Here is a 25,563-nt window from a genome sequence, read left to right as displayed (position 1 = left end):
GCCGGCTTATGCCGGCCTTTTTCCTTGGGGTCGATCAGAGCGCGGCGCGTTGAACGCCTGCGGCTGCCATCGATACACCTGGCGCGCGTCAGTCGACCAGGTTCCGCCCGTGGTACAGCTCCTCGATCTCCCGCTTCAGGCGCGCTTCGATCTTCATGCGCTCCTTGAACGACAGGTTCTTGGCCTTTTCCTCGAACAGGTAGGTGTCGAGGTCGAACTCCTTCAGGTGCATCTTCGTGTGGAAGATGTTTTCCTGGTAGACGTTCACGTCGAGCATCTCGTAGCGCGACTTGATGTTCTTGGCCAGGTAGTCCTGGATCGAGTTGATCTTGTGGTCGATGTAGTGCTTGCGGCCCTTGATGTCGCGGGTGAAGCCGCGCACCCGGTAGTCCATCACCACGATGTCCGATTCCAGGCTCTCGATCAGGTAGTTCAGGGCCTTCAGCGGGGAAATCACGCCGCAGGTGGCCACGTCGATGTCGGCGCGGAAGGTGGCGATGCCGCTGTCCGGATGGGTTTCCGGGTAGGTGTGGACGGTGATGTGCGACTTGTCCATGTGGGCCACGACCGCGTCGGCGATCACGCCCTTGGCGTCGGCCTTGTCGATCACCGGCTGCTCGGAGATGAGGATCGTCACCGAGGCGCCCTGGGGGTCGTAGTCCTGGCGGGCGATGTTGAGGATGTTCGCCCCGATGATGTCCGCCACATCGGTCAGGATCTGGGTCAGGCGATCAGCGTTGTAGGCCTCGTCGATGTACTCGATGTAGCGCTTGCGCTCATCCTCGGAGGCGGCGAAGCACACGTCGTAGATGTTGAACGAGAGCGCCTTGGTGAGGTTGTTGAAACCTTGGAGCTTCAGGCGCGGCAGCGGCTTGACCACTTCGGTGTCCAGGTGGGGCGGCGGGAGGGCCGCGATTATGCGGCAATCGACCCCGGGGGCCAAACGCAGGCCCCGGGGCCCGCTGGCCAGTCTGCGGGCGGTCGGGGAAGGGCCCCGTGAAGCGGCGCGGCTGGCCGCTGGAGGTCAGCGCCTGACGAACCGGGGCAATATCCGGCACTATTTGCCCATGCGCGGGCTTTGACCCTATGCTGCCGCCTGCCGCACTTCCGTCCCGTCGATGACCGCATCCCTGGTAGACCCTGTGATCGCACTACGCAAGACCCACAGCCCGTTGATGCCCGACAACGCGACCATCGAGCGTTTCCTGGCGCATTGCCACCGCCGCCGCTACCCCTCGCGCACCGACGTCTTCCGCCCCGGCGATCCGGCCAACACCATTTATTACCTGATCTCCGGTTCGGTGAGCATCATCACCGAGGAAGACGACGGTCGTGAGCTGGTGCTGGGCTACCTGGGCCCGGGCGAGTTCATCGGTGAGCTGGGCCTGTTCGTGGAAAGCGACCACCGCGAGGTGGTCCTGCGCACCCGCACCCCGTGCGAACTGGCGGAAATCGGCCACGAGCGCTTCTACGACCTGCTGCTGACCCGGCTGTCGGTCGACGCCCCCAAGCTGCTGTACCAGATCGGCGCGCAGATCTCCCGCCGCCTGCTGGACACCAGCCGCAAGGCCGGCCGCCTGGCCTTCCTCGACGTCACCGACCGCATCGTCCGCGCCCTGCACGACCTGGCGAAGGAACCCGAGGCCATGAGCCATCCGCAGGGCACGCAGATCCGCGTCTCCCGCCAGGAGCTCTCGCGCCTGGTGGGCTGCTCGCGTGAAATGGCCGGCCGGGTGCTGAAGAAGCTGCAGGTGGACGGCAAGCTGCACGCCCGCGGCAAGACCGTCGTCCTGTACGGCACCCGCTAGGGTCCAGCCGACCCATGGCCCAGCTGGCCGGTTCGCCCGAAACGCCGCTGCGCATCCGCCCGGCGCAGCTGGGCGACGCCAGCGACGTGGGCGCCCTGCTCGGCGAACTGGGCTATCCCTGCACGCGCGAGGAAGCGGCCGAGCGGATCTCCCGGGTGCTGCACGACCCCCGCACCTCGCTCCTGCTGGGCGAGATCGACGGCAAGGTCTGCGGCCTGGTGGCCATGGACTCGCGCTACTCCATCACCCGCGGCGCCGACCTGGCCCGCATCACGGCGCTGGTGGTCTCGCCCGACTGTGCGCGCCGCGGCATCGGCCGGCAGCTGCTGCGCGAGATCGAGTCGGTGGCGCGCAAGGCGCACGCGGTGCGCCTGGAAGTGACCAGCAACCTGCGCCGTGAAGGCGCCCACGCCTTCTACCTGGACTGCGGGTATATCGAAGGCTCGCGGCATTTCATCAAGCTGCTGGGCGACTGAGGGGCGCCAGGGCGAACGCAATTCCCGCGCAGCCCTCAAACGCGCCGCCGCGCGCCGCGCATGGCAAACAATCGGGTTTGCCCACGAGACCAGATTCAGTAGCCCCGCAAGACCCCGCGGGTGCGCTTCGCTTGACCAGCTTCGTTGTTGAAAGCCCCGGGCTACGAACCCCTAGGCGGGTCGATGCCAGCAGCGGGGGCTCCGTCGCGACCACCCCGCCCTAGCGCGAACCGGCCCTGCGCCGCCCAAACAGCCACGTGCGCCAGTCGCGCCTGCTCAGCATCTGCTGCGGAAACTCGTGCGCCATGCCGTCGATCACGATGAACCGCGGGCGGCCGCCGGCGGCGGTGACGGCCCGCACCCACGCCTCGTCGGCCGCGAAGGGGTTTTCCTCGTCGGCGCTGCCGTGGACCAGCAGCATCGGCACCGGCGACACGCTCGCGGCGAGCTCGCGCGCCGGCGGCACCGGCGCGAAGCCGACCACCGCGGCGAACTGCCGCGGCCTTTCCACCAGCGCAGCGAGTGCGGCCGAGGCGCCCATGGAGAATCCGACGAGGTAGATTCGGTCGGGGTCGACGTCCGCGCGCTGGCCCACCTGGTCGATCAGCGCGAGCACCGCCGGCAGCGATGCCCCGGGCATCGACGCCGGCAAGCCGTCGCGGTCGGGGCGGTAATCGGCACTGCGCACGGGCACCTGGGGCGCGAGCACGTAGGCAGGAAAGCGCCTGCGCAGGGCCGGCTCGCCCCACGCGCGTGCGACCGCGCCCAGTTGCTGTTCGTTGTCCTGGCCGATGGCACCTGAGCCATGCAGCAGCACCACCAGCGGGTAGCGCCGGCCCGGAGCCACCGACGCCGGCGCCATCAGGCGGTAGGGCAGTCGCACGCCCTCCGACCCCACGAACGTGGCAGGCTCGAAGAGGGCCACCACGGCAGGGTCCGCAACGGGCGGCCTGGCCGTGGCGTCGTAGGCCTCGTGGCGAACGTCCACGTCCCGCGCAGCGGCGTTGGCGCCCGCCAACGCCAGGACGGAGCCGGCCAACAGCACCGCCAATGCACGACTGACCCGCATGAATGTCTCCGGTGATGGTGTCCGCGATCCGCGCCGACGGCGCTGACGCTCAGGTGACCGGCTCGCCGGCGCGCTTCGCGCAGCCCCAGTTGAGGTACACCGTGTCCGCCGGCAGTCGGCGGCGGAAGATCTCGATGTTGCGGTGCTGCGGGTTGACGACCACCGCACGCCGTGCCGCCAGCAGCAGCGGCAGGTCGGCGGTGCTGTCCGAATAGGCCACGGCGATCTCGTCGGAGAAGCCGGCCTCGCGCAGCATCGTCATCTTCATCGCATGGTGGCAGTGGCGCTTGGCGCCGATGCCGAACAGGCTGGGGCCGACCTGCGTGCCGACCACCGGCATGTCCTCGTGGGCGACGAAGGCGAGGATCGCGCGCGCCAGTTCCGGCGGCGCGCCGGTGGCCACGACGACGCGGTCGCCGGCTTCGCGATGGCGGTGCAGGACCTCGATGGCCTGCGGCAGCAGGCGCTGGCGGATCTGTTCGGTGTGCAGGGCGACGTAGCGGTCGATCAGTGCGTCCAGGTCGCGCGGACGGTGGAAACCGACCGTGCCGACCCAGATGAAGCCGCGGATGCCGAAGCGCCGGGTCGGCAGGAACGCCACCATCGGCCCGAACACCGGGGCGATCAGCAGCGCCAGCAGGCGGCGCCACCAGGAGCGCCGGATCAGCCAGGCGAACAGGTGCGAGCCCGAATCGCCGTCGTACAGCGTGTGGTCGAAATCGAACACGACCAGCGGCGCGCCCGCCTGCGCCTTCGGATACTGCCGGCCCTTGACGCTCACGCGCCGAACATCCGCTGCAGGGCCGCGCCCGGGTCGGGCTCGCGCATGAAGCTCTCGCCGACGAGGAAGGCGTGCACGCCGGCCTCGCGCATGCGGATGACGTCCTGCCGCGAGGTGATCCCGCTCTCGGTTACCAGAATGCGGTCGGGCGGGACGGCCTGGCGCATCTCCAGCGTGGTGTCGAGCGACACCTGGAACGTGCGCAGGTTGCGGTTGTTGATGCCGATCAGCTCGCAGTCGGTCTGCAGCGCGCGCTCGAGCTCGTCGATGTCGTGGACCTCGACCAGCACGTCCATGCCCAGCTCGCCGGCCAGGTTGGCCAGGTCGATCATCTGGGCATCCTCCAGCGCCGCGACGATGAGCAGGATGCAGTCGGCGCCGATCATGCGCGCCTCGTAGACCTGGTAGGGGTCGACGATGAAGTCCTTGCGGATCACCGGCAGCGTGCAGGCGTTGCGCGCCTCGCTGAGGAACAGGTTGCTGCCCTGGAAGAAGTCGACGTCGGTCAGCACCGACAGGCAGGCGGCGCCGCCGGCCTGGTAGCTGCGGGCGATGTCGGCGGGACGGAAATCCGCCCGGATCACGCCCTTGGAGGGGCTGGCCTTCTTCACTTCGGCGATGACCGCGGGCAGGTCGGCAGCCAGCCGGTCGCGCATCGACCGCACGAACCCGCGCGTGGCCGGCTGGTTGCGCGCACGGTCACGCAGTTCCGACAGGGGCCGCACGCGGCTTCGCTGTTCGATTTCCTCGGCCTTGCGCGCGAGGATGGTGGTGAGGATGTCGGTCATGGTGGGGATTTTAGGGGCGGACGGCGGCCGGTGCAGCGGGTGTCGCCGCGATCTGCGGAGAAAGCGGGAAGCGCTGCTGTTTGCCGGCGTTGGCCGCCCGTGCGGGATTGTTCTGTGGAGAGGCTTCGTTTGGGTCGGCGGCGGGGAATTTTTTCGAGCGTCGCTGCTTGTCGACGCAGGCCGCCCGCGCGGCATTGCCATCAGGGGGTTTCATTTCCGCGGGGACGCGCCGCCTGCGCGGCATTCTTCAAGTCGAGGCTTCATTTGCGCGGGCCGCACGCGCGGCATTCTTCATTCACACGGCTTCATTTTCGCGGGGGGCGGGCTTTCCGTACGCCCGGGTCACCTTCGACACCCGCAACTCGTAGTACTCGTACCAGTGCCTGCGGCCGTGCGCGCGGGTGGCGGCGTGGTCGGCCTGGTGCTTCCAGGCCAGGATGGCGGCTTCGCTTTCCCAGTACGACACGGTGATGCCGAAGCCGTCGGCGCCGCGCACGGTTTCCACGCCGAGAAATCCCGGCTGCTGCGAGGCCAGGGCCACCATGCGCTCGGCGGCGGCCTGGTAGCCGGCGTCGTCGTCGCCGTTGCGCAGTGACGAGAAGATCACCGCGTAGTACGGCGGTTCGGGCAACTGGGCGAAGGGACTGGTCATCGGGAACCGTCTGGAAAATTCGGGGCGAGGCTGGCGTCAGGCGCCGGCCAGGGCCTGGGTGGTGCGGACGAATTCGTCCAGCTTCGCCCGTGCGGCGCCGGAGGCCACGGCCTGGCGCGCGCGGGCGATGCCGTCCGCGATCGAGTCGGCGACGCCGGCCACGTACAACGCGGCGCCGGCGTTGAGCGCCACGATCTCCAGCGGCAGGCCGGGCGTGTTGTCGAGCGCGTGCAGCAGCATCTGCCGGGATTCGAGCGCGTCGGCCACGCGCAGGTTGCGCGAGGCGGCCATCGCGATGCCGAAGTCCTCCGGATGCACCTCGTACTCGCGGACCACGCCGTCGCGCAGTTCTCCCACCAGGGTGGCGGCGCCCAGCGAGATCTCGTCCATTCCGTCGCGGCCCCACACCACCAGTGCACGCTGCGCGCCCAGTTCCTGCAGGACACGGACCTGGATGCCCACCAGGTCGGGATGGAACACGCCCATCAGGATGCTCGGCGCGCCGGCGGGATTGGTCAGCGGCCCGAGGATGTTGAAGATGGTGCGCACGCCCATCTCGCGGCGGACCGGGGCGACCGCCTTCATCGCCGGATGGTGGACCGGCGCGAACATGAAACCGATGCCGCAACGCTCGATGCAGGTGGCCACCTGCTCCGGCCCGAGCTCGATGTTGGCGCCCAGCGCCTCGAGCACGTCGGCGCTGCCCGACTTCGACGACACGCTGCGGTTGCCATGCTTGGCCACCTTCGCGCCCGCCGCGGCGACGACGAACATCGACGCCGTGGAGATGTTGAACGTGTGCGCGCCGTCACCGCCGGTGCCGACGATGTCCACCAGGTGCGTGCGGTCGGCGACGTGCACGGGGCGCGCGAACTCGCGCAGCACGGTGGCCGCGCCGGCGATCTCGCCCACGGTTTCCTTCTTCACCCGCAGGCCGGTGAGGATCGCCGCGGCCATCGTCGGCGAGACCTCGCCGCGCATGATCTGCCGCATCAGGTCGACCATCTCGTCGTGGAAGATCTCGCGATGCTCGATGGTGCGCTGGAGGGCTTCTTGGGGAGTCAGGGGCATGGGGATGCGGCGGCTGCGGGGATGGAAAGCGGGAATGAGCCGCGGGAATAGCGCACACAGGTGGCATCGGCCGTGCAGTCCGGGCGGAGCCTTGGGGCTGCCTCGGCAGCCAGGCGGCGAACGCGTGTCGTTCCCCCTGCCCCCTGCCCGCTCCTCATGTCCGGCTCACCGTTCCAGGAAATTCTTCAGCAGGGCATGCCCGTGCTCGGTGAGGATCGATTCGGGATGGAACTGCACGCCTTCGACGGGGAATTCGCGATGGCGCAGGCCCATGATCTCCTCGAAGGACCCATCCTCGTTCTCCGTCCATGCGGTGACTTCCAGGCACCCGGGCAGCGTGTCGCGGGCGACTACCAGCGAGTGGTAGCGCGTGGCCTCGTAGCCATCGGGCAAACCGGTGAACACGCCCTGCCCTTCGTGGCGGATGCGAGAGGTCTTGCCATGCATGATGGTCCGCGCGCGGACGACATCGCCGCCATACACTTGGCCCAGCGCCTGGTGGCCCAGGCAGACGCCGAACAGGGGAATGGTCGGCCCCAGTTCGCGGATCACGTCCAGGCAGACGCCGGCCTGGTCGGGCGTGCCCGGGCCGGGCGAGATCATGATCTGCGCGGGCGCCATGGCCCGGATCTCCTCGACGCTGAGCGCGTCGTTGCGCACCACCTCGACCTCCGCCCCCAACGTCTGCAGGTACTGCACGAGGTTGAAGGTGAAGCTGTCGTAGTTGTCGATCATCAGCAGCATGGAGCGCGACCCGTAGATTTCCTGAGCACCTGCATCACACCGGGGCGCGATTCACGCAGGGGGCACCGGCGCCCGTGCGTGGACCCACGGTCCCCGGCCGGCGGCGGAGCGCCATTGTGCGGGACCCCGCTGGGGGCTTCCACCCCACAGCGACGGCTGGGTCCGTTCGCGGGCCCGCCATGCGGGCAGCTGCCTCGGCCAGGGCGGCCCGGCACTATAGAACACGGTTCCTGGCGGGCTCATGATGACTGCGCATGAGCGTCGCTGCCGCGGTCGCGGGCATCCACTCGCCGCGCCGGAGCGGTCACCCGGGTGACCGCTCCGATGTTTCCCCGGGCCCGATGTTGCCCGTCCGTCCGCGGGAACTCAGCCCATGACCGGCTGCAAGGGGTCCAGGCGCAGGGTCAGGTCGGCCGCCGCATTCATGCAGGCCCGCACCGCCTCGGCCAGGCGCGACAGGCCGTCTGCCAGCACGTCGTCCTCGATGAGCAGCGGCGGCATCAGCTTGACGACATTCTCCGCCGGCCCGCACAGCTCGACGATCAGGCCGCGCTCGAACGCCGCCTTGGACACCGCGTTGGCCAGTTGCGGATCGTTGAACACCAGGCCCTGCAGCAGGCCCAGGCCGCGCACGGCGCTGATCTGGGCCGGGGCCGTGTCACGGATGGCCCTCAGTCGCTCGCCGACCAGCCGCGACTTGCGCGCGATCGACTCGGAGAACGCCTGGTCGCGCCAGTAGTCGAGCACCGAGGTGGCGGCGACGAAGGCGAGGTTGTTGCCGCGGAACGTGCCGTTGTGCTCGCCCGGCTCCCAGCAGTCCAGGTGCGGACGGATCAGCACCAGCGACATCGGCAGGCCGTAGCCGGAGATCGACTTGGACAGGCACACGAGGTCCGGTTGGATGCCCGCCCGTTCGAAGCTGAAGAAGGCGCCCGTGCGGCCGCACCCGGCCTGGATGTCGTCGACGATCAGCAGCACCTCGTGCTTCCTCGCCAGCGCGGCGACGCGGGCGAGCCACTGCGGCGATGCGACGTTGATGCCGCCTTCGGCCTGCACCGTCTCGAGGATGATGGCCGCGGGCAGGTCGACGCCGGAACCGGGGCCGAACAGCATGGCCTCGAGCACGTCCATCGAGTCCATGTCCTCGCCAAGGAAGCCGTCGTAAGGCATGCGGATGACGTCGTGCAGCGACACGCCGGCCGCCGCGCGCTTGGACGCACGCGCCGTGGCGGCGAGCGAGGCCAGCGTCATGCCGTGGAAGGCGTTGGTGAAGGCCACCACGTTGCGGCGTCCGGTCACCTTGCGGGCGAGCTTGAGCGCCGCCTCGACCGCGTTGGTGCCGGTCGGTCCGGTGAACTGCACCCGATAGTCGAAGCCGCGCGGGGCCAGGATCACGTCCTGGAACGCGCGCAGGAAATCCTTCTTGGCCGACGTGTGCAGGTCCAGGGACTGCGCGATCCCGTCGCTCATCAGGTACTCGACGAGCCGGTCGCGGACCTTGGGATTGTTGTGCCCGTAGTTCAACGCGCCGGCGCCAGCCAGGAAGTCGATGTACTGGCGGCCCTGCTCGTCCTCGATCACGGCGTTGCGTGCCGTGGCGAAGACCGCCGGGAAACGCCGGCAGTAGCTGCGAACCGCCGACTCGATGTCCTGGAACACCTGGAAGGCGTCGTCAGGCTGGCCGTTCTTCTGGATTCCGTTCTCGTTACGCATCACTGCTCCCCCTTTTGAATTGCATTGAAGTTCGCGGGCTCAACACCCCGTCAGGCCACGCGGCACCGGCGACCGCGCCGCCGTGCCGGGACGCAGTCGCATGGTTTGGTTTCCTCAGGCCGGCGCCAGCTGCGCCGAAGCGGCCGCGCTGCCTGCAACCGGATCGACCACGCGCGCGCGCGGCGGCGCTTGCGCCGCCTCGAACTCCACCTCGCGGCTCAGGTACAGGCGCTCGGCTTCGATCCCCGACTGCCGGCATTGGGCGAGCAGCTTGTCGGACTCGATGAGCTGGATGCTGTCGGGCTCGTACTTCAGTCCCATCATGTATTGCAGCCAGGGCTCCTGCCCCATCGCATACACGAACACTCGCGGCGGCTTGACCTGGCTGAGCACGTTCGAGGCGCGCTCGCAGTCGGCGCCGGACAGGCGGCGCGATTCGTTGTTGCGGCGGCTCACCGGCTTGCCCAGCAACGGCTCGTACAGCCACGCCAAAGGCGCGCCGTGGCATTCCATGCCCAGGAACAGCGCATCCACCGGCCCGATCCGGCGCATCAGCCGCTCGTAAAGCATGCCGTCGACGCCGTCGGAGTCGATCAGGAAGGCGATCTTGCGGCCCTTGAGCGTCAGCGCGATGGCCTGCTTGCTGAAGATGCTCAGGTCGGCGTGTTCACCGGTAAATGGCAGGCTGAGGATCTCACCGCCGGGAATCTCCACGCGCTCGAACGCATCCAGCACCTGGATGTCGTCGAATCCGAGCGCCTGCAGCTGCAGCTTCATCGACGGGTCGGCGATATTGCCGCTGTTGTTGGAGGGGACGATCACCTGGCCGATGCGATGGCGCAGCTGGATCAGCATCTCCGCGCAGAAGTGGTCCTGGTGCGAATGGGTCAGCACGACATGGTCGATGAACTCGGGCAGGTCGCAGAAGGTGTAGCGGCCATCGTTCTTCGTCTCGAAGGCGACCATCGGGTCGAACAGCACCGCCGTCTCCTTCGTTTCCAGCAGCACGCAGGCATGGCCGAAGTAGCGCATGCGCACGCCTTCGCCCGTGTAGCGCGGCACGCCGCTGCGCGCCGGCGCGTCGGGGGTGAAGAACTGCGCGAAGGTGGCGACGTCCTCCGCGGCCACGCCAAGCAGGTCGACGATCTCCTGGAACGGCCGCGGCTGCGTGCGCATCCGGGCGAGGGCGTCCAGGCGGCCATCGGCGAAGGCCAGCGGCAGCCGCAGGCTGTCGGGACCATCCAGGCGCGGCGTGCTCATGAAGAAGTGGCGGTCCTGCTCGCCGGTGAGCTGCAGGAGGATCTCCTGCGTGCCGGCCGTCATCGCTTCGTCGTAGACCAGGTCCTCGAACAGGCGCACGTGCGCGTGGTCGTTGGTGTCGTAAAGGCATTCCACCAGGCCGCGCAGCGACGGCGGCAGCTTGGCGTAGAAGCCATTGAGCGAGTAGCCGCCCGCCTCGGTCTCCAGCTGACTGGAGAATTCCTTGTAGTCCTGCGCGAAGGTCAGCAGCGGGGCGCACCGCCGGCGCGTGTCGGCCATCAGCTGCTCGACCCGGCCCACGTCCTCCATCGCCAGGCTCACGAAGGGGCCGCCGTACATCTTCGGATCCGCGTTGGCGGCCACGTGCGTGGCGGGATTGGAAACGAACGACTCCAGCAACGGGAGGAGCCGGAAGTTGAGGTTCATCGCCAGCTGCGCGGGCGCGATGAGGTACGGCCACGCGTACCACCCGCAGGACAGGGGCTCGAGCTTGGCCTGGGGTTTGAGGTACACCGCGTTGTTCGAATGCATGGGAATTTCCGGGATTGGGACTTTGGAGGCCGTGGGGCCGTGGGTATGCAGCAATGCGGTATGCCGGCCGCGGTCGACGCCACCGGCGGATCGCGGGTTCGTCAGGTCGACGACAGATAGGCCAGCGTCTTGCGTTCGCCCTTGAACGATTCGCGGCCGTGCATCATCAGGATGTTGTCGATCACCAGCAGGTCGCCGCGCTGCCAGTCGAACAGCAGTTTGTTGCTGTCGAGGATCCGTCGGACCTCCGCCAGGGTCTGCTCGTCCATCGGCTCGCCGTCGCCGTACTCGCATTCGTGCGGCAGGTTGCCCTTGCCGACCATCTGCTCGAACATCCCGCGGATCGCGGGGTTGAGCGACGAGGCGTGCCACTGCTCGGCCTGGTTGAACCAGACTTCCTCGCCGGTCTGCGGGTGCGTCGCGAATGCGTCGCAGCGCGTGCTCACGCGCAGCGTGCCGTCGTCGGTCCAGGTGCAGACCGAACCCTGCTCGGCGGCGATCTGCTCGACCTCGGCGCGGTCCTGCGTCTGGTAGGTCGCCTGCCAGCTCTTGCCGAAGGGGATCTTCGACTGGAAGTTGCGGATGTAGTTGACCTTCTTCGCGCGGAACTTGTCGACGATCTCCTGCGGAAGCGCGCGCAGCACGTCGCCGCTGTTGGCCAGCGAGGTCTGCCCGCCCGTGCTGGCCGGAATGTGGCTGTAGAAGAACAGGCGCGTCGGCCAACTGGGCAGGTAGGACATTTCGTTGTGCAGCGAGATCACTTCGGTGGCGGGGTATTCGGTCGAAGTGAACACGTCGGCCACGACGCGGTTGCGTGGCGAGTCGCCGCCGACGTAGCCGAACGGCCTCGCGCCCAGGCTCTGCGAGCAGGCGTGGAAATCCTCCGCCCCGTTGAGCCCGAAACCGCGGAACAGCAGGCCGCCGTGCTGCAGCAGCAGGCGCTGGATCTCGGGCTGGTTCTGGGACACGTATTCATGGAGCGCGCCCAGGCTGCTGTCGGCGCCTGGCGTGATGACGACCGGATGGTGGGTCGAGGTCGAGAACAGCGGGTTCATCTTCATGGCGGATGCCTCCATTGCGTGCGTGCCAAGGGTTCAAACGGTGTGGATGGTGGGAAGGAAATCGAAGGCCGAACGGGCGGCGCCGCCCAGCCGTGTCGCGGCCGCGGCGTCAGGACGTGCCTTCCTTCGCCGCATCGGGCGCAGGCGCCAGGTCGGCGTTGAGCTGGCCGATCACGGCGTCGCGCTGGGAGTTGATGAAGAAGTGGCCGCCGTCGAACCAAGTGACCGCGCATGGCCCCGTCGTTTCCTTCTGCCAGCCGTCCACCTGGCCCGGCGCGCGGATGTCTTCCTGGGTACCGGCATAGACGCTGACGGGCACCTGCAGGAGCGGGCCGGAGCGATAGCTGTACTCCTCAGCCAGCGCGAAGTCGGCGCGGATCGTCGGCAGCATCAGCGCCATCAGTTCGCGGTTGTCCAGCACTTCCTCGGGCGTGCCGTTGTAGTCGCGCAGTTCCTCGATGAAAGCCGCGTCCGGCAGCCGGTGCAGGCCGGCCGAGGGGCTGCGGAACTGCGGCGCCTGGCAGCCCGACATGAACAGGTGCTCCGGTCCCTGCACGCCATGCAGGCGCAGGTAGCGGGCCAACTCGAACGCGATGAGCGCGCCGACGCTGTGTCCGAAGAATGCGAACGGCAGGGAATTGAGCTGCGTGATCGCCGGCGCCATCGCCCGCAGCAACGCCGGCATCGTCGCGATCGGCGCCTCGCCGATGCGCGCTCCGCGACCGGGCAGTTGCACGGCGCAGATCTCCACGCCCGGATCGAGCCGGCCGCGCCAGGCACTGAAATTGAACGCGCTGCCTCCGGCGTAGGGAAAGCAGAACAGGCGCATGCGCGCGTGTGGGGCTGGCGCCCGGATCAGCCAGGGATTCCACTGCTGGGTGGCGTGGTTCACCAGATCACCTCCGTGTGTGCGGGTTCCAGGCCCGCCTGCTCCGGGCTTGCCTGCGGTGGGCGTGCATGTCCGGCGGGCGCGTGCCGCGCGGCCACGGGTGGCTGCGCGTGCGCCGACTGCAGGAACACCTCGATCAGTGCCGCCACCTCGCCCACGTGGGGCTCGGCGAGCATTCCGAAATGGTCGGCCTGGATGACGTGGGTGGCCGCGGCCGGGGTAAAGCCATCGGCCGCAGCGTCGCGCGCGGGCTGCCCACCGGAAGGACGCACGCCGGCCCAGAACACCTGCACCGGGACGTCCATTGGCTGTGGCGCGTACCGCTCCAGCACACCCATGTGCCGGCGGGTGACCGGCAACTGCTGCTTGAGGTGCTCGAAGGCCGCGGCGTCGGGCGCCGGCTGCAGCCAGCGGGCCAGGTGAGGCGATGCCTCCTCGAAGTCCATGCGCAGCAGCGGCGCGAACTCCGGCGCCGCGGGACTCGCACCGTCGCGCAGGCTGAAGCCCGCGCCGTGCAGTTCCACGATCGCCGCGCGGAGCAGGGCCTGCTCGTCCGTCGGCGGGATCTGGACGAAGCTGGATCGCGTGTCCACCAGCCCGAGGTACTGCACGGCTTCGCCTTGCTCGCGCAGCACGTTCGCCACGGCGGCGGCGAACAGCCCGCCCGTGGACCAGCCCAGCAGCCGGTACGGCCCCTCCGGCTGGGTGGCACGTATCGCGGCGGCGTAGGCCAGTGCCATGGCCTGGAGATCCGTAAGGCCGTCCGCAGCCCCCATGGCCTCGCGTGCCTGCACGCCGTAGACCGGCATCGACCCGGCCAGGCGTCGCGCCAGGGGCCTGTAGAAGTTGACCTGTCCACCCACCGGGTGCAGGCAGAACAAGGGCGTGCCCGTCGGCAGTGCCTGCAGCGGCATCGTCTGCAGCGGAACGATCAGCGAAGCACGTCGGTCGTCGGCCGAGATCGCCGTCGCCAGGCCGGCGACGGTGGGCGAGGAGAACAGCGCCGACAGGGGCACCGTAACCCCCAGTCGAGTGCCGATCGCATGAATGACCTTGATGGCGAGCAGCGAATGCCCGCCCAGTTCGAAGAACACGTCATGCCGGCCGATGCGTTCCAGGCCCAGCAGGTCCTGCCAGATCGCGGCGATGGCCTGCTCGACTTCGCCCGCCGGGGCCTCGTAGGCGCGGCTGGCCACCGATGATTCGTCGGGAGCGGGCAGTGCCTTGCGGTCGATCTTGGCATTGGCGGTGAGCGGCAGCTTCTCCAGGCGCACGAACGCCCCCGGCACCATGTGCTCGGGAAGTTCGCGCAGCAGGTGCGCGCGCAGCGCCGCCACGGAAGGCTCAGCATCGGCATCGTCGGTGGTGAAGTACGCCACCAGCCTCGTGCCCCCTGCAGCGTCTTCGCGCGCGACGACGGCTACCTCGCCCACGCCGGAACACGCCGCCAGCTTCGCCTCGATTTCCCCCAGCTCGATGCGGAAACCGCGGATCTTCACCTGGAAGTCGTTGCGGCCGAGGTACTCGAGCGTGCCATCCGGACGCCAGCGCGCCAGGTCGCCCGTCCGGTACATGCGTGCATCGCGGCGTGTGCCGAACGGATCCTGCACGAAGCGCTCCGCGGTCAGGTCCGGACGGCCGAGATACCCGCGGGCCAGGCCGGCGCCGCCGATATGGATCTCGCCGGTGACGCCGATCGGCACCGGCTCGCCGGCGACATCGAGCACGTGCACGCGTGCGTTGGCGACCGGCCGCCCGATGTGCGGCGGATCGGACGGCCGCGCGTCACGCAGGTCCGCGATCGTGCTGTCGACCGTGCATTCGGTGGGACCGTACACGTTGAAGAAGGCGGGCGAATGCGAGCCCGCCAGCCGCTGCCACAGGCTGGGAGCGATGGCTTCGCCGCCGACGAGGACGGCCTTCAGCGCCGGCGTGCGTTCCGCCAGGCCTTCGGCCAGCAGCAGCGCCAGTTGCGCGGGCGTGCAGTCGAGCGCGGCGAGGCCTGCGCGCGCCACCAGCGCCACGAAGGCGGCGGCGTCGGCGCGCACGTCCTGGGGAACGATCACGACGGTCCGTCCGGACAGCAACTGGGTGAGCGACTGCACCGAGGCGTCGAAGGCCAGCGATGCGTTCAGACCGATCCGCGCGGACGCGTCCAGCGCACCGAACACGGATCGCTCCAGTTCGGCCCAAAGGTTCAGCACCGAAGCGTGTTCGACCATCACGCCCTTGGGCTGACCGGTCGATCCGGACGTGTAGATCACGTACGCCAGGTGGTGCGCGGTCAGTGCCGCTACGTTGGGATCGGTATCCGGGTGCGCGGCGAGCAGGACGTCCTCGTCCAGGTCCAGCACCGGCAGCGAAGCGGACCCCGCGTCCTGGAGCTGCTGCACCAGCGGCCCCATGTGCGCGCGGGTCAGCATCGCGACCGGCTGGCTGTCGCCCAGCATGTAGGCCAGACGGTTGAGCGGATAGGCGGGATCGAGCGGCACGTACGCGCCGCCGGCCTTGAGGATGCCGATCACGCCGACGATCATCTCGATGCTGCGGTCCACGCACAGCGCCACGCGGTCGTCGGGCTTCACGCCCAGGGCGATCAGGCGGTGCGCGACGCGATTGGCGCGCCGGTTGAGCTCGCAATAGCTCACCCGCTGCCCTGCGTACTCCACGGCGATCGCTTCGGGCGTTCGCGCGGCCTGGGCTTCGAAGCGCGCGTGGATGAGCGCGTCGTGCGGCACGTCGAGATGCGTGGCGTTGAAATCCGCCAGCAGCTGTCCGCGTTCGGCAACCGACAGTAGCGGCAGGCGTGCGACGGCGCGGGTGTCGTCGTCGACCATGCCCTGCAGCAGCGCGAGCCAGTGGCCCAGCATGCGTTGCACCGACGCGTGGTCGAACAGGTCGGTGGCGTAGACCAGGCCACCGACCAGGTCTTCGCCGGTGTCGGTCATGGTCAGCGAAAGGTCGAACTTGGCCGACACGCCAGGGCTTTCGATGGCGGACATCGCCAGGCCTGGAAGATCGAGCGCCGCGCCCGCCGCGCCATGGTTGACCGCCAGCATCACCTGGAACACCGGCGTGTGGCTGAGGCTGCGAGGTGGCTGCAGGGCTTCGACCACCTGTTCGAACGGCACGTCCTGGTGGGCCTGGCCGGCCAGCGTGGTGGCCCTGACCTGTGCCAGCAGCTCGGCCACGGTCGGCGAATCGCGCAGGTCGACGCGCAGTGCGAGCGTGTTGACGAACAGGCCGATCAGCGGCTCGATCTCCGCCCGCTGGCGGTTGGCCACCGGGCTGCCGATCACGACGTCCAGCTGGCCGCTGAGCCGTGACAGCAGCGCGGACCAGCCGGCGAGCAGGGTCATGAACAAGGTGGCGCCATGGCGCTGCGATAGTGCGCGCAGCCCGCGCGCGAGTGCGGTGGGCACGTGCAGTTCCGCGCGCGCGCCACGATGCGACTGCACCGGCGGCCGCGCACGGTCGGAGGGCAGCTCCAGCAGCGCCGGCGCGCCGGACAGGTGCCGGCGCCAGAACTCGAGCTGCGCGCCGAGCACGTCGCCCTGCACCCACTGGCGCTGCCATGCCGCGTAGTCGGCGTACTGGATCGGCAGCGGCGGCAGCGGGTCGTCCCGCCCCTGGCTGAAAGCGGTGTAGAGCGCGCTGACTTCCTGCACCAGCAGCTTCGTCGACCAGCCATCGGACACGATGTGATGCTGGGTCACCATCAGCACGTGCTCGTCTTCGGCCAGGCGCAGCAGGCGGCCGCGGACCAGCGGGCCGGTGGCCAGGTCGAAGGGCGCCCGGGACTCGCTGGCACCCAGCTCGGCGACGGCCGCCGACCGTGCGACATCGTCGAGGCCGCGCAGGTCGTGTTCCAGCAGCGTGAATCCGGCATCCTCCGGCGCGATCACCTGGTGCGGCGCGCCTTCGATGCCGACGAAGCGCGTGCGAAGGTTTTCGTGCCGCGCCACGATCCGGTCCAGGCTCGCCTGCAGCGCCTGGCGATCCAGGACGCCACGCAGCCGCAGCGCCGCGGGGATGTGGTACGCCGCGCCGGCGCCGTGATCGAGCTGGTCCAGGAACCACAGGCGCTGCTGCGCCGAGGACAGGGGCAGCGGCTGGCTGCGATCCGCCGTCGGGATCGCCTGCTGCACGCTGGCCTCGCCGGCCACGATGGCGTGGGCGAGGGCGGCCAGCGTCGGCTGTGCGAAAACATCGCGCAGGGCGAGGTCGACGCCAAGCGCGCTGCGCACGCGCGTCACCAGGCGCACGGCGAGCAGCGAGTGGCCGCCGAGTTCGAAGAAGTGGTCGTGGCGGCCGACGCGCTCCAGGCCAAGCAGTTCCTGCCAGATTCCGGCAAGGGCCTGCTCGACGTGGCCCTCGGGCGCTTCGTACGCGCGGCTCACCACCGCGTCCTGGTCCGGCGCGGGCAGCGCCTTGCGATCCAGCTTGCCGTTCGGGGTCAGCGGCAGCGACGCGAGGCTGACGAACGCGCTGGGCACCATGTATTCGGGAAGCACCTGCAGCAGTTCGCCGCGCAGCGCCGGGACGGACATGGCCGCACCCGGCGTGGGCACGACGTAGGCCACCAGGCGCTTGTCGCCGTTGGCGTCGTCGCGGGCGATGACCACCGCTTCACCGACGTCGGTGCAGCGCGCCAGGCGTGCCTCGATCTCGCCCGGCTCGATGCGGAAGCCGCGGATCTTGACCTGGAAATCGTTGCGTCCCAGGTACTCGATGTTGCCGTCGACCAACCAGCGGCCCAGGTCGCCGGTGCGGTACATGCGCGCGTTCGCGTCGTCAGCGAACGGGTCGGCGAGGAAACGCTGCGCGGTCAGGTCCGCACGATTGAGATAGCCGCGGGCCACGCCGGCGCCGCCGATGTGGATCTCGCCGGCGACGCCCACCGGCACCGGCGCGCCCGCGCCATCCAGGATGTAGACCTGCGTGTTGGCGATCGGCCGACCGATGTGCGGCACGAAGCCCTGCGCACGCGGCATCGACACCCAGGTCGAGTAGGTCGTCGTTTCCGACGGCCCGTACAGATTCACAACTGCCTGCGCCTGGCTGGAAGCGAACACGCGCTCCACCAGCTCGCGCTTGAGCGGTTCTCCCGCCAGGTTGACCGTGTTCACCGACGCCGGCACTCCGTCGGTGGCGAGGACCGCCGCGATCGCCGAGGGCACGGTGTTCACCAGCGTCGCGCCGGCCAGTGCGGGACCCGCGCTGACCAGGTCCTTGACCAGCCGCACCGTCGCACCGATGGCCAGCGGGACGAACAGTTCGTAGACGGCCAGGTCGAAATTGATCGACGTCGCCATCACGGTCGTCGCCAACTGCTCCGGGGTGAAGCTGGCGTGCGCCCACGCCAGCAGGTTCGCCGCATTGAAGTGCTCGATCATCACGCCCTTGGGCTGGCCGGTGGAACCGGACGTGTAGATCACGTAAGCCAGGTGACGCGACGTGAGGCCATCGATGCAGGGATTCATCGACGCGTCCGCGCTCGACGTGGCCTCGCCGTCCCGGCACGGGAATTCCGCGTCGAGCAGGACGACGGGCACGGAAAGCGCGCCGAGCATCGGCATCTCCGAGCGCAGTGCGGCCTGCGTCAGCACCACCACCGGCGTGCAGTCGGCAAGCATGTAGGCGAGCCGGTCGAGCGGGTAGCCCGGGTCCAGCGGCACGTAGCCTCCGCCCGCCTTGAGGATGGCGAGCATGCCCACGACCATGTCGACGCCGCGGGTGGCGCAGATTGCGACGCGGTCGTCGGGGCGAACGCCCAGCTCGACCAGTCGATGCGCGACCTGGTTGGCGCGGGTGTTGAGTTCGCCGTAGGGCACGCGTTGGCCGTCGCACTCCAGCGCGATTGCATCGGGCGTGCGTTCGACCTGCCGCTCGAACAGCGCGTGCAGGGTGCTGTCGCGTTCGAACTCGGTTTGCGTCGCATTGAAGCCATGCAGGACCTGCTCGCGTTGCGCCGCGCACAGCAGCGGCAGTCGGCTCAGCTGCTGGGAGTCGTCCGCGACCATGGCGGCGAGCAGGGTCATCCAGTGCCCCGCCATGCGTTCGACCGTGCTGCGGTCGAACAGGTCGGTGGCGAACACCAGGCCGCCGACGAGGCCGTCGGGCGTTTCGGTCATCGACAGCGACAGATCGAACTGCGCGCTGTGCTTGGCGTTCTCGATCGGCGACAGCGACAGGTCCGGCAGGCTGGATTCGCCGGCGGCGGTGAGGTGGTTGAGCGTCAACATCACCTGGAACAGCGGGCTGTGGCTGAGGCTGCGTTCAGGCTGCAGCGCCTCGACGACCTGTTCGAACGGCAGGTCCTGGTGCGCATAGGCGCCCAGGGTCGTCTCCCGGACCTGTGCCAGCAGCCCGCCAACCGTGGGGTCGTCGGCGAGGTCGACACGCAGCGCCAGGGTGTTGACGAAGAAGCCGATCAGCGGCTCGATCTCCGCACGCTGGCGGTTGGCCACGGGGCTGCCGATGACCACATCGTGCTGTCCGCTCAGCCGCGACAGCAGGGTGGACCAGCCGGCGAGCAGGGTCATGAAGAGCGTGGTGCCATGACGCTGCGACAGCCCTTGCAGGCCGGCGCTGAGTTCGCGCGACAGGCGGATCGGCACGCCGTCGCCGCGGTAGCTGCGCGCGGCGGGTCGCGGCCGGTCGGTGGGCAGTTCCAGCAGCGCGGGCGCACCCTCCAGGTGATCGCGCCAGTAGTCGATCTGTCCCTGCAGCGTGTCGCCCTGCAGCCACTGGCGTTGCCAGGCGGCGTAGTCGGCGTACTGGACCGGCAGCGGCGGAAGCGGATCGTCCTGGCCCTGGCAGAAAGCGGAATACAGCGCCCCGACTTCCTGCGTCAGCACGCCGATCGACCAGCCGTCGGAAATGATGTGGTGCTGGGTCACCAGCAGCACGTGTTCGTGCTCGGCCAGGCGCAGCAGCCGGCCGCGGAACAGCGGCCCCGTCGACAGGTCGAACGGCGCCCGCGCTTCACTGGCCGCCATTTCGGCGACAGCAGCCGGCTGACGTGTCTCGTCGAGCCCGCGCAAGTCGTGCTCGATCAGGGTGAATCCGCAGTCCGCCGGTGCGATCAGCTGCCGCGGCTCGCCCTCGACGCTGGTGAAGCTCGTGCGCAGGTTTTCATGCCGCGCGACGATCCGGTCGAGGCTCTTCCCGAGCGCGACGCGATCCAGTGTGCCGCGCAGGCGCAGCGCGGCCGGGATGTGGTACGCGGCGCTGGCCGCGTGGTCGAGCTGGTCCAGGAACCACAGGCGCTGCTGGGCCCACGAAAGGGGCAGCGGCTGGCTCCGGTCCACCGGTACGATCGCGCTTTCGCATACCACGCGCGCGTCGGAAACCATGCGTGCCAGCACTGCCAGTTCGGGTTGCGCGAATACGTCGCGCAACGCGATCTCGACACCCAGCGTGGCGCGCAGGCGCGTCACCAGGCGCACCACCAGCAGCGAGTGCCCGCCCAGTTCGAAGAAGTGGTCATGGCGGCCGACGCGGTCCAGGCCGAGCAGGTCCTGCCAGATCGCGGCGATGGCCTGCTCGATCGCGCCGACCGGCGCTTCGTAGGCACGGCTGGCGACCGCGGCGTGGTCCGGCGCGGGCAGTGCCCGGCGGTCCAGCTTGCCGTTGGGCGTGAGCGGCAGCGCCTCCAGGCGCACGAACGCGCTGGGCACCATGTGTTCGGGCAGCGCGCTCGCCAAGCGGTCGCGCAAGATCGGCACCGATAGTTCGACATCGCCCCCGGCAACGAGGTACGCGACCAGGCGGCGGTCGCCGCCATCCTCGCGTGCGATCACGGCCGCCTCGCGGACGCCTTCGCAGGCCAGCAGCTGCGCCTCGATCTCCCCCAGTTCGATGCGGAACCCGCGCAGCTTGACCTGGAAGTCGTTGCGGCCCAGGTACTCGATGCTGCCGTCCGCCCGCCAGCGACCCAGGTCGCCGGTGCGGTACATGCGCGCATTCCCGGGCGCGAACGGGTCGCGCACGAAGCGCTCGGCGGTCAGTTCCGGCCGGTTGAGATAGCCGCGGGCCACGCCCGCGCCGCCGATGTACAGCTCACCCGCCACGCCTACGGGCACCGGCTCGCCGGCGGGGTCCAGGATGTAGATGCGCGTGTTCGCGATCGGCGCGCCGATCGGGATCGTGCTTGTAGACATCGCGCCGGTGTCTTCTTCCGGCACGACGTACGCGGTGGCGCACACGGTGGCCTCGGTCGGGCCGTAGGCGTTGAACAGGCGGTGGCCGCGCGCCCACTTGCGGGCGGTCGGCGGCAGCGCCTCGCCGGCCAGGATCAGGGTCAGGCCGGTGTCGGCCAGATCCTCGACCGCGAAGCCCTGCAGCGCCGAGGACGGCAGGGTGACGTGGGTGATGTGCCGCTCGCGCAGGGTCGCCAGCAGCGGCGCGCCCGGGCGCAGGGCCTCGCGCGGGGCCAGGTGCAGGCACGCGCCGGCGCACAGGGCCATCACGATCTCGGAGATGCTGGCGTCGAAGCTGAAGGAGGCGAACTGCAGCACGTGGCTGCCCGGCCGCACCTCGAACAGGCGCACCTGCGCCGTGGCCAGGTTGCACAGGCCGCGGTGTTCGACCATCACGCCCTTGGGCCGGCCGGTCGAACCGGAGGTGTAGATGACGTAGGCCAGCTGGCCGGGATGGTGCCCGGCCGGCTCGGGGTTGTGATCGGGGGCGTCGGACGCGTCGTCGGGCCCATCCAGTTCCAGCGTGGGCACCGCGGCCCACGCCGCCAGGCGATCGCGCAGGCTGGACTGGGTCAGCAGCGCCACCGGCGCGCTGTCGCCGAGCATCCAGGCCAGGCGGTCGTCCGGATAGGCCGGATCCAGCGGCACATAGGCGCCGCCGGCCTTGAGCACGCCCAGCAGGCCCACCACCATGCCGATGCCGCGCTCCACGCAGATCGCGACGCGGTCGTCGGGCTGCACGCCCATAGCGATGAGGCGATGGGCCAGGCGGTTGGCGCGGCGGTTGAGGGTGGCGTAGTCCAGCCGCTGGCCGTCGAACTCCAGCGCGATCGCGTCGGGCTGCCGGGCCACCTGCGCCTGGATCAGCGAATGGATCAGCGTCGCATCGGGATAGGTGGTGTCGGTGGCGTTGAACGCGCCCAGCACCTGCTCGCGTTCGGGCGCCGACAGCAGCGGCAAGCGGCTGACCCGCTGCGTGTCGTCGGCCACCATCGCCTCCAGCAGCCGGGTCCAGCGCTGCAGCATCGTGGTGATCGTGGCGGCATCGAACAGGTCGCTGGCGTAGATGAGCACGCCGCTCAGCCCGTTGGCGCCCTCGGCCAACGACAGGCACAAGTCGAACTGCGCGCTCGAGTTCTCGACCTGGATGGTCGACAGCGACAGGCCGGCCAACTGGCCCAGCGCGCCGTCATCGGGCGTGTTGTTCAGCACCAGCATCGCCTGGAACAGGACGTTGTGGCTCAGGCTGCGCACCGGCTGCAACGCGTCGACGACCTGGTCGAACGGCAGCTCCTGGTGTGCGTACGCGCCCAGCGTCGTGGCCTTCACCTGCGCCAGAAGTTCGGCGACGGTGGGATCGGCGTCAAAGCCCACGCGCAGGGCGAGCGTGTTGACGAAGAAGCCGATCAACGGCTCGATCTGCGAACTCTGCCGGTTGGCGACGGGGGTGCCGATGACCACGTCACCCTGGCCGCTCAGCCGCGACAGGAGCGTCGACCAGCTCGCCAGCAGCGTCATGAACACGGTCACGCCATGGCGCTGCGAAAATGCCCGCAGCGCCGCAGCGAACTCGGACGACAGCCGGACTTCCTCGCGCGCGCCGCGATGGCTCTGCGTTGGCGGACGCGGCCGATCGGTCGGAACCTCCAGCAATGCCGGCGCACCTTGCAGATGCGATCGCCAGAAATCCAGGTGCGCCGCGAGCACGTCACCCTGCAGCATCTGCCGCTGCCAGGCTGCGTAGTCCACGTACTGGATCGGCAGCGGCGGCAGCGGGTCGGCGCGCCCTTCACTGAAGGCGGCGTACAGGGCGGCAACTTCCTTCACCAGCACGCCGGTCGACCAGCCATCGGAAATGATGTGGTGCTGGGTCGCCAGCAGCACGTGCTCGTGTTCGGACAGCCACAGCAGCCGGCCGCGGACCAGCGGTCCGGCCGCGAGATCGAAGGGGGCGCGCGCTTCAAGCACGCTGAGCTCGGCGACGGCGGCGGCCCGGGCCGCGTCGTCCAGCGCCCGCAGGTCGTGTTCGACCAGCGCGAATCCGGTGTCTTCCGCGGCGATCACCTGCTGCGGCGCCCCGTCGACGCTGGTGAATCGCGTACGCAGGTTCTCGTGGCGCGCCACGATGCGGTCCAGGCTGGCGCGCAGCGCGGCACGATCCAGCGGACCCCTCAGCCGCATCGCCGCCGGGATGTGGTGCGCCGCGCCTGCCGCGGGGTCGAGCTGGTCGAGGAACCACAGTCGCTGCTGCGCCCACGACAAGGGCAACGGCGCGGTGCGGTCGGCGCGCGGGATGACATTTCCCGTTGCCGCTTGCCGGGTGAGCTTCGCCCGGGCCAGCGCAAGCAGTCGCTGCTTGTCCGCGATCGAGAGCGTATTGAGCGCCTTGTGTTCCATCCTTGCCTGCCTTCCGTGTAACCGCCGCCAGTCCTATCCGAGTCCAGTCGCTTGCCGCGCCAGTACTGCCCATTTCCTGTCGCACCCGCCTGCCGCCCCTGCACCATCCCGCGTGCGCTCGCAGCGCCCGGCGCGTGATGCCCGGGATGTCTCCCGATCCGTTCGCCGCCTTTACCCTTACTGCGCCGGCGCGGCTTCCTCCATCGAATCCAGCACGGCCATCAGCTCGGCCGGATCGAACTGCGCGATCTGCCGCTCGACGATGAGCTCGGCCAGGGTGGACAGCTGCGGCGAGGTGAATACATCGCGCAGGTCCACCTGGACCTGCAGTACGTCCTTGAGCCGGACCACGACGCGAACCGCCAGCAGCGAATGGCCGCCCAGTTCGAAGAAGTGGTCGTGGCGCCCGACGCGGTCCAGGCCCAGCAGTTCCTGCCAGATCGCGGCGATGGCTTCCTCGGCCTCGCCTACCGGTGCTTCGAAGGCGCGGCTGGCCACCGCCGCCTGGTCCGGGGCCGGCAACGCCTTGCGGTCCAGCTTTCCGTTCGGCGTCAGCGGCAGCGCCGCCAGCGTGACGAAGGCGCCCGGCACCATGTAGTCAGGCAGTTCCAGCAGCAGCTGCTCGCGCAGTGCGGCGGCCGACAGCGCCGCCCCCTCGTGAGGCACCAGGTAGGACACCAGGCGCTTGTCGCCGGTCGCGTCCTCGCGGGCGATCACTACCGCCTCGCGGACGCCCGCGCAGGCGCGCAACCGGCTTTCGATCTCGCCCAGCTCGATGCGGAAGCCGCGGATCTTGACCTGGAAGTCATTGCGGCCCGTGAACTCGATCGTGCCGTCCGGCAGCCATCGGCCGACGTCGCCCGTTCGGTACATGCGCGCATCAATGGGTCCATCGACAAAGGGATCCTCGACGAAGCGTTCGGCGGTCAGGTCCGGGCGGCCGAGATAGCCGCGCGCCACGCCGGCGCCGGCGATGTACAGCTCGCCGAACGCGCCCATCGGCACCGCCTGCCGCTGTGCGTCGAGGATGTAGATCCGCGCATTGGCGATCGGCCGGCCGATCTGCGGGCGCTCGCCCGCGCCGTTGATCAGCGCGATCGAACTGTCCACCGTGCATTCGGTCGGGCCGTACACGTTGAAGAACCGCGTCGAAGTGCAACGCGCCAGCCGCTGCCAGGTGGGCGCCGGGATGGCCTCGCCGCCGATGAGCACGGCCTTGGGCGCGTGGCTCGTGGATTCCTGCAGCAGGCCCGCGGCCAGCAGCGATTCCAGCTGCGCCGGCGTGCAGTCGATCGCGTCGATCCGTCCCGAGCGCAGGAACTCCAGCAATGCCGTCCCTTCCGCACGCGCCGCCTGCGGAACGACCACGACGCAGCGGCCGGACAACAACTGCAGCAGCGACTTGATCGAGCTGTCGAACGACAGTGCGGCGTTGAGCCCCACCCGGTCGTGTGCGCCCAGCGCGCCGAAGATGGTGCGCTCCAGCTCCGTGTGCAGGTTCATCACGGACGCATGCTCGACCATCACGCCCTTCGGCTGACCCGTAGATCCCGACGTGTAGATCACGTAGGCCAGGTGGCGCGAGGTGAGCCCGGGCACATGGGGGTTGGCGAGCGGCGTGTCCGGCGCGGAAGCCGCGATGTCCTCGAGCGACAGCACCGGACAGCCCGCTGCGGCGAGCATCGGCAGCCGTTCGCGCAACGCCGATGGCGCGAGCACCACGGCCGGCGCGCTGTCGGCCACCATCCAGGCCAGGCGATCGGCGGGATACAGCGGATCCAGCGGGACGTATGCGCCGCCGGCTTTCAGAATGCCCAGCACGCCCACGATCATGGCCAGCCCGCGATCGGCACAGACCGCGACGCGGTCATCGGGCCTGACGCCCGACGCGATCAGCCTGTGGGCGACCTGGTTGGCACGGTGGTTGAGTTCGCCGTAACTCAGTTGCCGGCCGGCGAACTCGAGCGCGACGGCTTCGGGTTGACGTGCCGCCTGCGCTTCGAACATCGCATGCACCAGCCCGTCGCGGGGGTAGTCCACCGCGGGACCATTCAATCCGACCAGCAGGTGTTCGCGCTCCTCCGGCGTCAGCAGGGGCAGCCGGCTGACGGCCTGCGTG

The 25,563-nt window shown here is 69.4% G+C and carries 15 protein-coding genes and 2 pseudogenes; 2 read left to right on the top strand and 15 right to left on the bottom strand.

From position 1 onward, the window contains the following. Positions 1 to 88 precede the first annotated feature (88 nt). Complete coding sequence (gene speD / locus I8J32_RS07255; RefSeq protein WP_200610180.1) at positions 89 to 880, bottom strand: adenosylmethionine decarboxylase; 792 nt, start codon at positions 878 to 880, stop codon at positions 89 to 91. Between the two features lie 295 nt (positions 881 to 1,175). On the opposite strand from speD, the gene crp reads away from it, so the two are divergent. Next, positions 1,176 to 1,808 (top strand): cAMP-activated global transcriptional regulator CRP, encoded by a 633-nt coding sequence (crp, locus tag I8J32_RS07250; protein WP_245156495.1) that lies wholly within the window; start codon positions 1,176 to 1,178, stop codon positions 1,806 to 1,808. Positions 1,809 to 1,822: 14 nt separating this feature from the next. After that, positions 1,823 to 2,284 (top strand): GNAT family N-acetyltransferase, encoded by a 462-nt coding sequence (locus I8J32_RS07245; protein WP_200610175.1) that lies wholly within the window; start codon positions 1,823 to 1,825, stop codon positions 2,282 to 2,284. Positions 2,285 to 2,504: 220 nt separating this feature from the next. Here the strand turns inward: I8J32_RS07245 and I8J32_RS07240 are convergent, their stop codons facing one another. The 14 genes and pseudogenes from I8J32_RS07240 to I8J32_RS18190 form a co-directional block, all read right to left on the bottom strand. Further along, entirely contained in the window at positions 2,505 to 3,353 is an 849-nt protein-coding gene (locus I8J32_RS07240) for a carboxylesterase family protein (RefSeq protein WP_200610174.1), read from the bottom strand. Positions 3,354 to 3,402: 49 nt separating this feature from the next. After that, positions 3,403 to 4,134: a haloacid dehalogenase-like hydrolase gene (locus I8J32_RS07235; RefSeq protein WP_200610173.1), complete on the bottom strand. Its 732-nt coding sequence runs from the start codon at positions 4,132 to 4,134 to the stop codon at positions 3,403 to 3,405. Next, entirely contained in the window at positions 4,131 to 4,922 is a 792-nt protein-coding gene (gene trpC, locus I8J32_RS07230) for an indole-3-glycerol phosphate synthase TrpC (protein WP_200610171.1), read from the bottom strand. The genes I8J32_RS07235 and trpC overlap by 4 nt, the downstream gene beginning before the upstream one ends. 10 nt (positions 4,923 to 4,932) lie before the next feature. Further along, entirely contained in the window at positions 4,933 to 5,136 is a 204-nt protein-coding gene (locus tag I8J32_RS07225; protein ID WP_207526845.1) for a hypothetical protein, read from the bottom strand. A gap of 81 nt (positions 5,137 to 5,217) precedes the next feature. Next, positions 5,218 to 5,574 (bottom strand): antibiotic biosynthesis monooxygenase family protein, encoded by a 357-nt coding sequence (locus tag I8J32_RS07220; RefSeq protein ID WP_200610167.1) that lies wholly within the window; start codon positions 5,572 to 5,574, stop codon positions 5,218 to 5,220. A 36-nt stretch (positions 5,575 to 5,610) separates the two neighbouring features. Then, the gene (trpD, locus tag I8J32_RS07215; RefSeq protein WP_200610165.1) at positions 5,611 to 6,645 is read right to left on the bottom strand and encodes an anthranilate phosphoribosyltransferase; all 1,035 of its coding nucleotides are present in this window, start codon (positions 6,643 to 6,645) and stop codon (positions 5,611 to 5,613) included. 165 nt (positions 6,646 to 6,810) lie between these two features. Next, complete coding sequence (locus I8J32_RS07210; protein ID WP_200610164.1) at positions 6,811 to 7,389, bottom strand: anthranilate synthase component II; 579 nt, start codon at positions 7,387 to 7,389, stop codon at positions 6,811 to 6,813. A gap of 366 nt (positions 7,390 to 7,755) precedes the next feature. Continuing rightward, positions 7,756 to 9,102 carry a diaminobutyrate--2-oxoglutarate transaminase gene (gene ectB, locus I8J32_RS07205; protein WP_200610163.1) on the bottom strand — a complete coding sequence of 449 codons (1,347 nt, stop codon included), beginning with the start codon at positions 9,100 to 9,102 and terminating at the stop codon, positions 7,756 to 7,758. A 114-nt stretch (positions 9,103 to 9,216) separates the two neighbouring features. Next, positions 9,217 to 10,893, bottom strand: a complete 1,677-nt coding sequence (locus I8J32_RS07200; RefSeq protein ID WP_207526844.1) for an MBL fold metallo-hydrolase — start codon at positions 10,891 to 10,893, stop codon at positions 9,217 to 9,219. Positions 10,894 to 10,994: 101 nt separating this feature from the next. Then, positions 10,995 to 11,954, bottom strand: coding sequence for a TauD/TfdA family dioxygenase (locus I8J32_RS07195; protein ID WP_200610161.1), 960 nt, complete (start codon positions 11,952 to 11,954; stop codon positions 10,995 to 10,997). Positions 11,955 to 12,063: 109 nt separating this feature from the next. Next, positions 12,064 to 12,846, bottom strand: coding sequence for a thioesterase II family protein (locus tag I8J32_RS07190; protein WP_245156443.1), 783 nt, complete (start codon positions 12,844 to 12,846; stop codon positions 12,064 to 12,066). Further along, positions 12,843 to 23,444 (bottom strand): non-ribosomal peptide synthetase, encoded by a 10,602-nt coding sequence (locus I8J32_RS07185; protein WP_207526843.1) that lies wholly within the window; start codon positions 23,442 to 23,444, stop codon positions 12,843 to 12,845. Before I8J32_RS07185 ends, I8J32_RS07190 begins: the two co-directional genes overlap by 4 nt. A 177-nt stretch (positions 23,445 to 23,621) precedes the next feature. Further along, a pseudogene (locus I8J32_RS18195) lies at positions 23,622 to 23,837 on the bottom strand (phosphopantetheine-binding protein); the annotation flags it as partial. Between the two features lie 186 nt (positions 23,838 to 24,023). Then, a pseudogene (locus tag I8J32_RS18190) lies at positions 24,024 to 25,388 on the bottom strand (non-ribosomal peptide synthetase); the annotation flags it as partial. Positions 25,389 to 25,563 lie beyond the last annotated feature (175 nt).

Source organism: Lysobacter solisilvae, from assembly GCF_016613535.2.
Classification (GTDB): Bacteria; Pseudomonadota; Gammaproteobacteria; order Xanthomonadales; family Xanthomonadaceae; genus Agrilutibacter; species Agrilutibacter solisilvae.
The sequence above is the reverse complement of the archived record's forward strand: the minus strand, read 5'-3'. Positions and strand labels throughout refer to the sequence as shown.

What these genes read in the sequence shown, in the direction of transcription:
- trpC (WP_200610171.1), bottom strand. Translation starts at nt 4,922, where the DNA reads ATGACCGACATCCTCACCACCATCCTCGCGCGCAAGGCCGAGGAAATC.
- ectB (WP_200610163.1), bottom strand. Translation starts at nt 9,102, where the DNA reads ATGCGTAACGAGAACGGAATCCAGAAGAACGGCCAGCCTGACGACGCC.
- I8J32_RS07195 (WP_200610161.1), bottom strand. Translation starts at nt 11,954, where the DNA reads ATGAAGATGAACCCGCTGTTCTCGACCTCGACCCACCATCCGGTCGTC.
- I8J32_RS07240 (WP_200610174.1), bottom strand. Translation starts at nt 3,353, where the DNA reads ATGCGGGTCAGTCGTGCATTGGCGGTGCTGTTGGCCGGCTCCGTCCTG.
- I8J32_RS07210 (WP_200610164.1), bottom strand. Translation starts at nt 7,389, where the DNA reads ATGCTGCTGATGATCGACAACTACGACAGCTTCACCTTCAACCTCGTG.
- I8J32_RS07245 (WP_200610175.1), top strand. Translation starts at nt 1,823, where the DNA reads ATGGCCCAGCTGGCCGGTTCGCCCGAAACGCCGCTGCGCATCCGCCCG.
- I8J32_RS07220 (WP_200610167.1), bottom strand. Translation starts at nt 5,574, where the DNA reads ATGACCAGTCCCTTCGCCCAGTTGCCCGAACCGCCGTACTACGCGGTG.
- I8J32_RS07200 (WP_207526844.1), bottom strand. Translation starts at nt 10,893, where the DNA reads ATGCATTCGAACAACGCGGTGTACCTCAAACCCCAGGCCAAGCTCGAG.
- trpD (WP_200610165.1), bottom strand. Translation starts at nt 6,645, where the DNA reads ATGCCCCTGACTCCCCAAGAAGCCCTCCAGCGCACCATCGAGCATCGC.
- I8J32_RS07225 (WP_207526845.1), bottom strand. Translation starts at nt 5,136, where the DNA reads ATGAAACCCCCTGATGGCAATGCCGCGCGGGCGGCCTGCGTCGACAAG.
- crp (WP_245156495.1), top strand. Translation starts at nt 1,176, where the DNA reads ATGCCCGACAACGCGACCATCGAGCGTTTCCTGGCGCATTGCCACCGC.
- I8J32_RS07185 (WP_207526843.1), bottom strand. Translation starts at nt 23,444, where the DNA reads ATGGAACACAAGGCGCTCAATACGCTCTCGATCGCGGACAAGCAGCGA.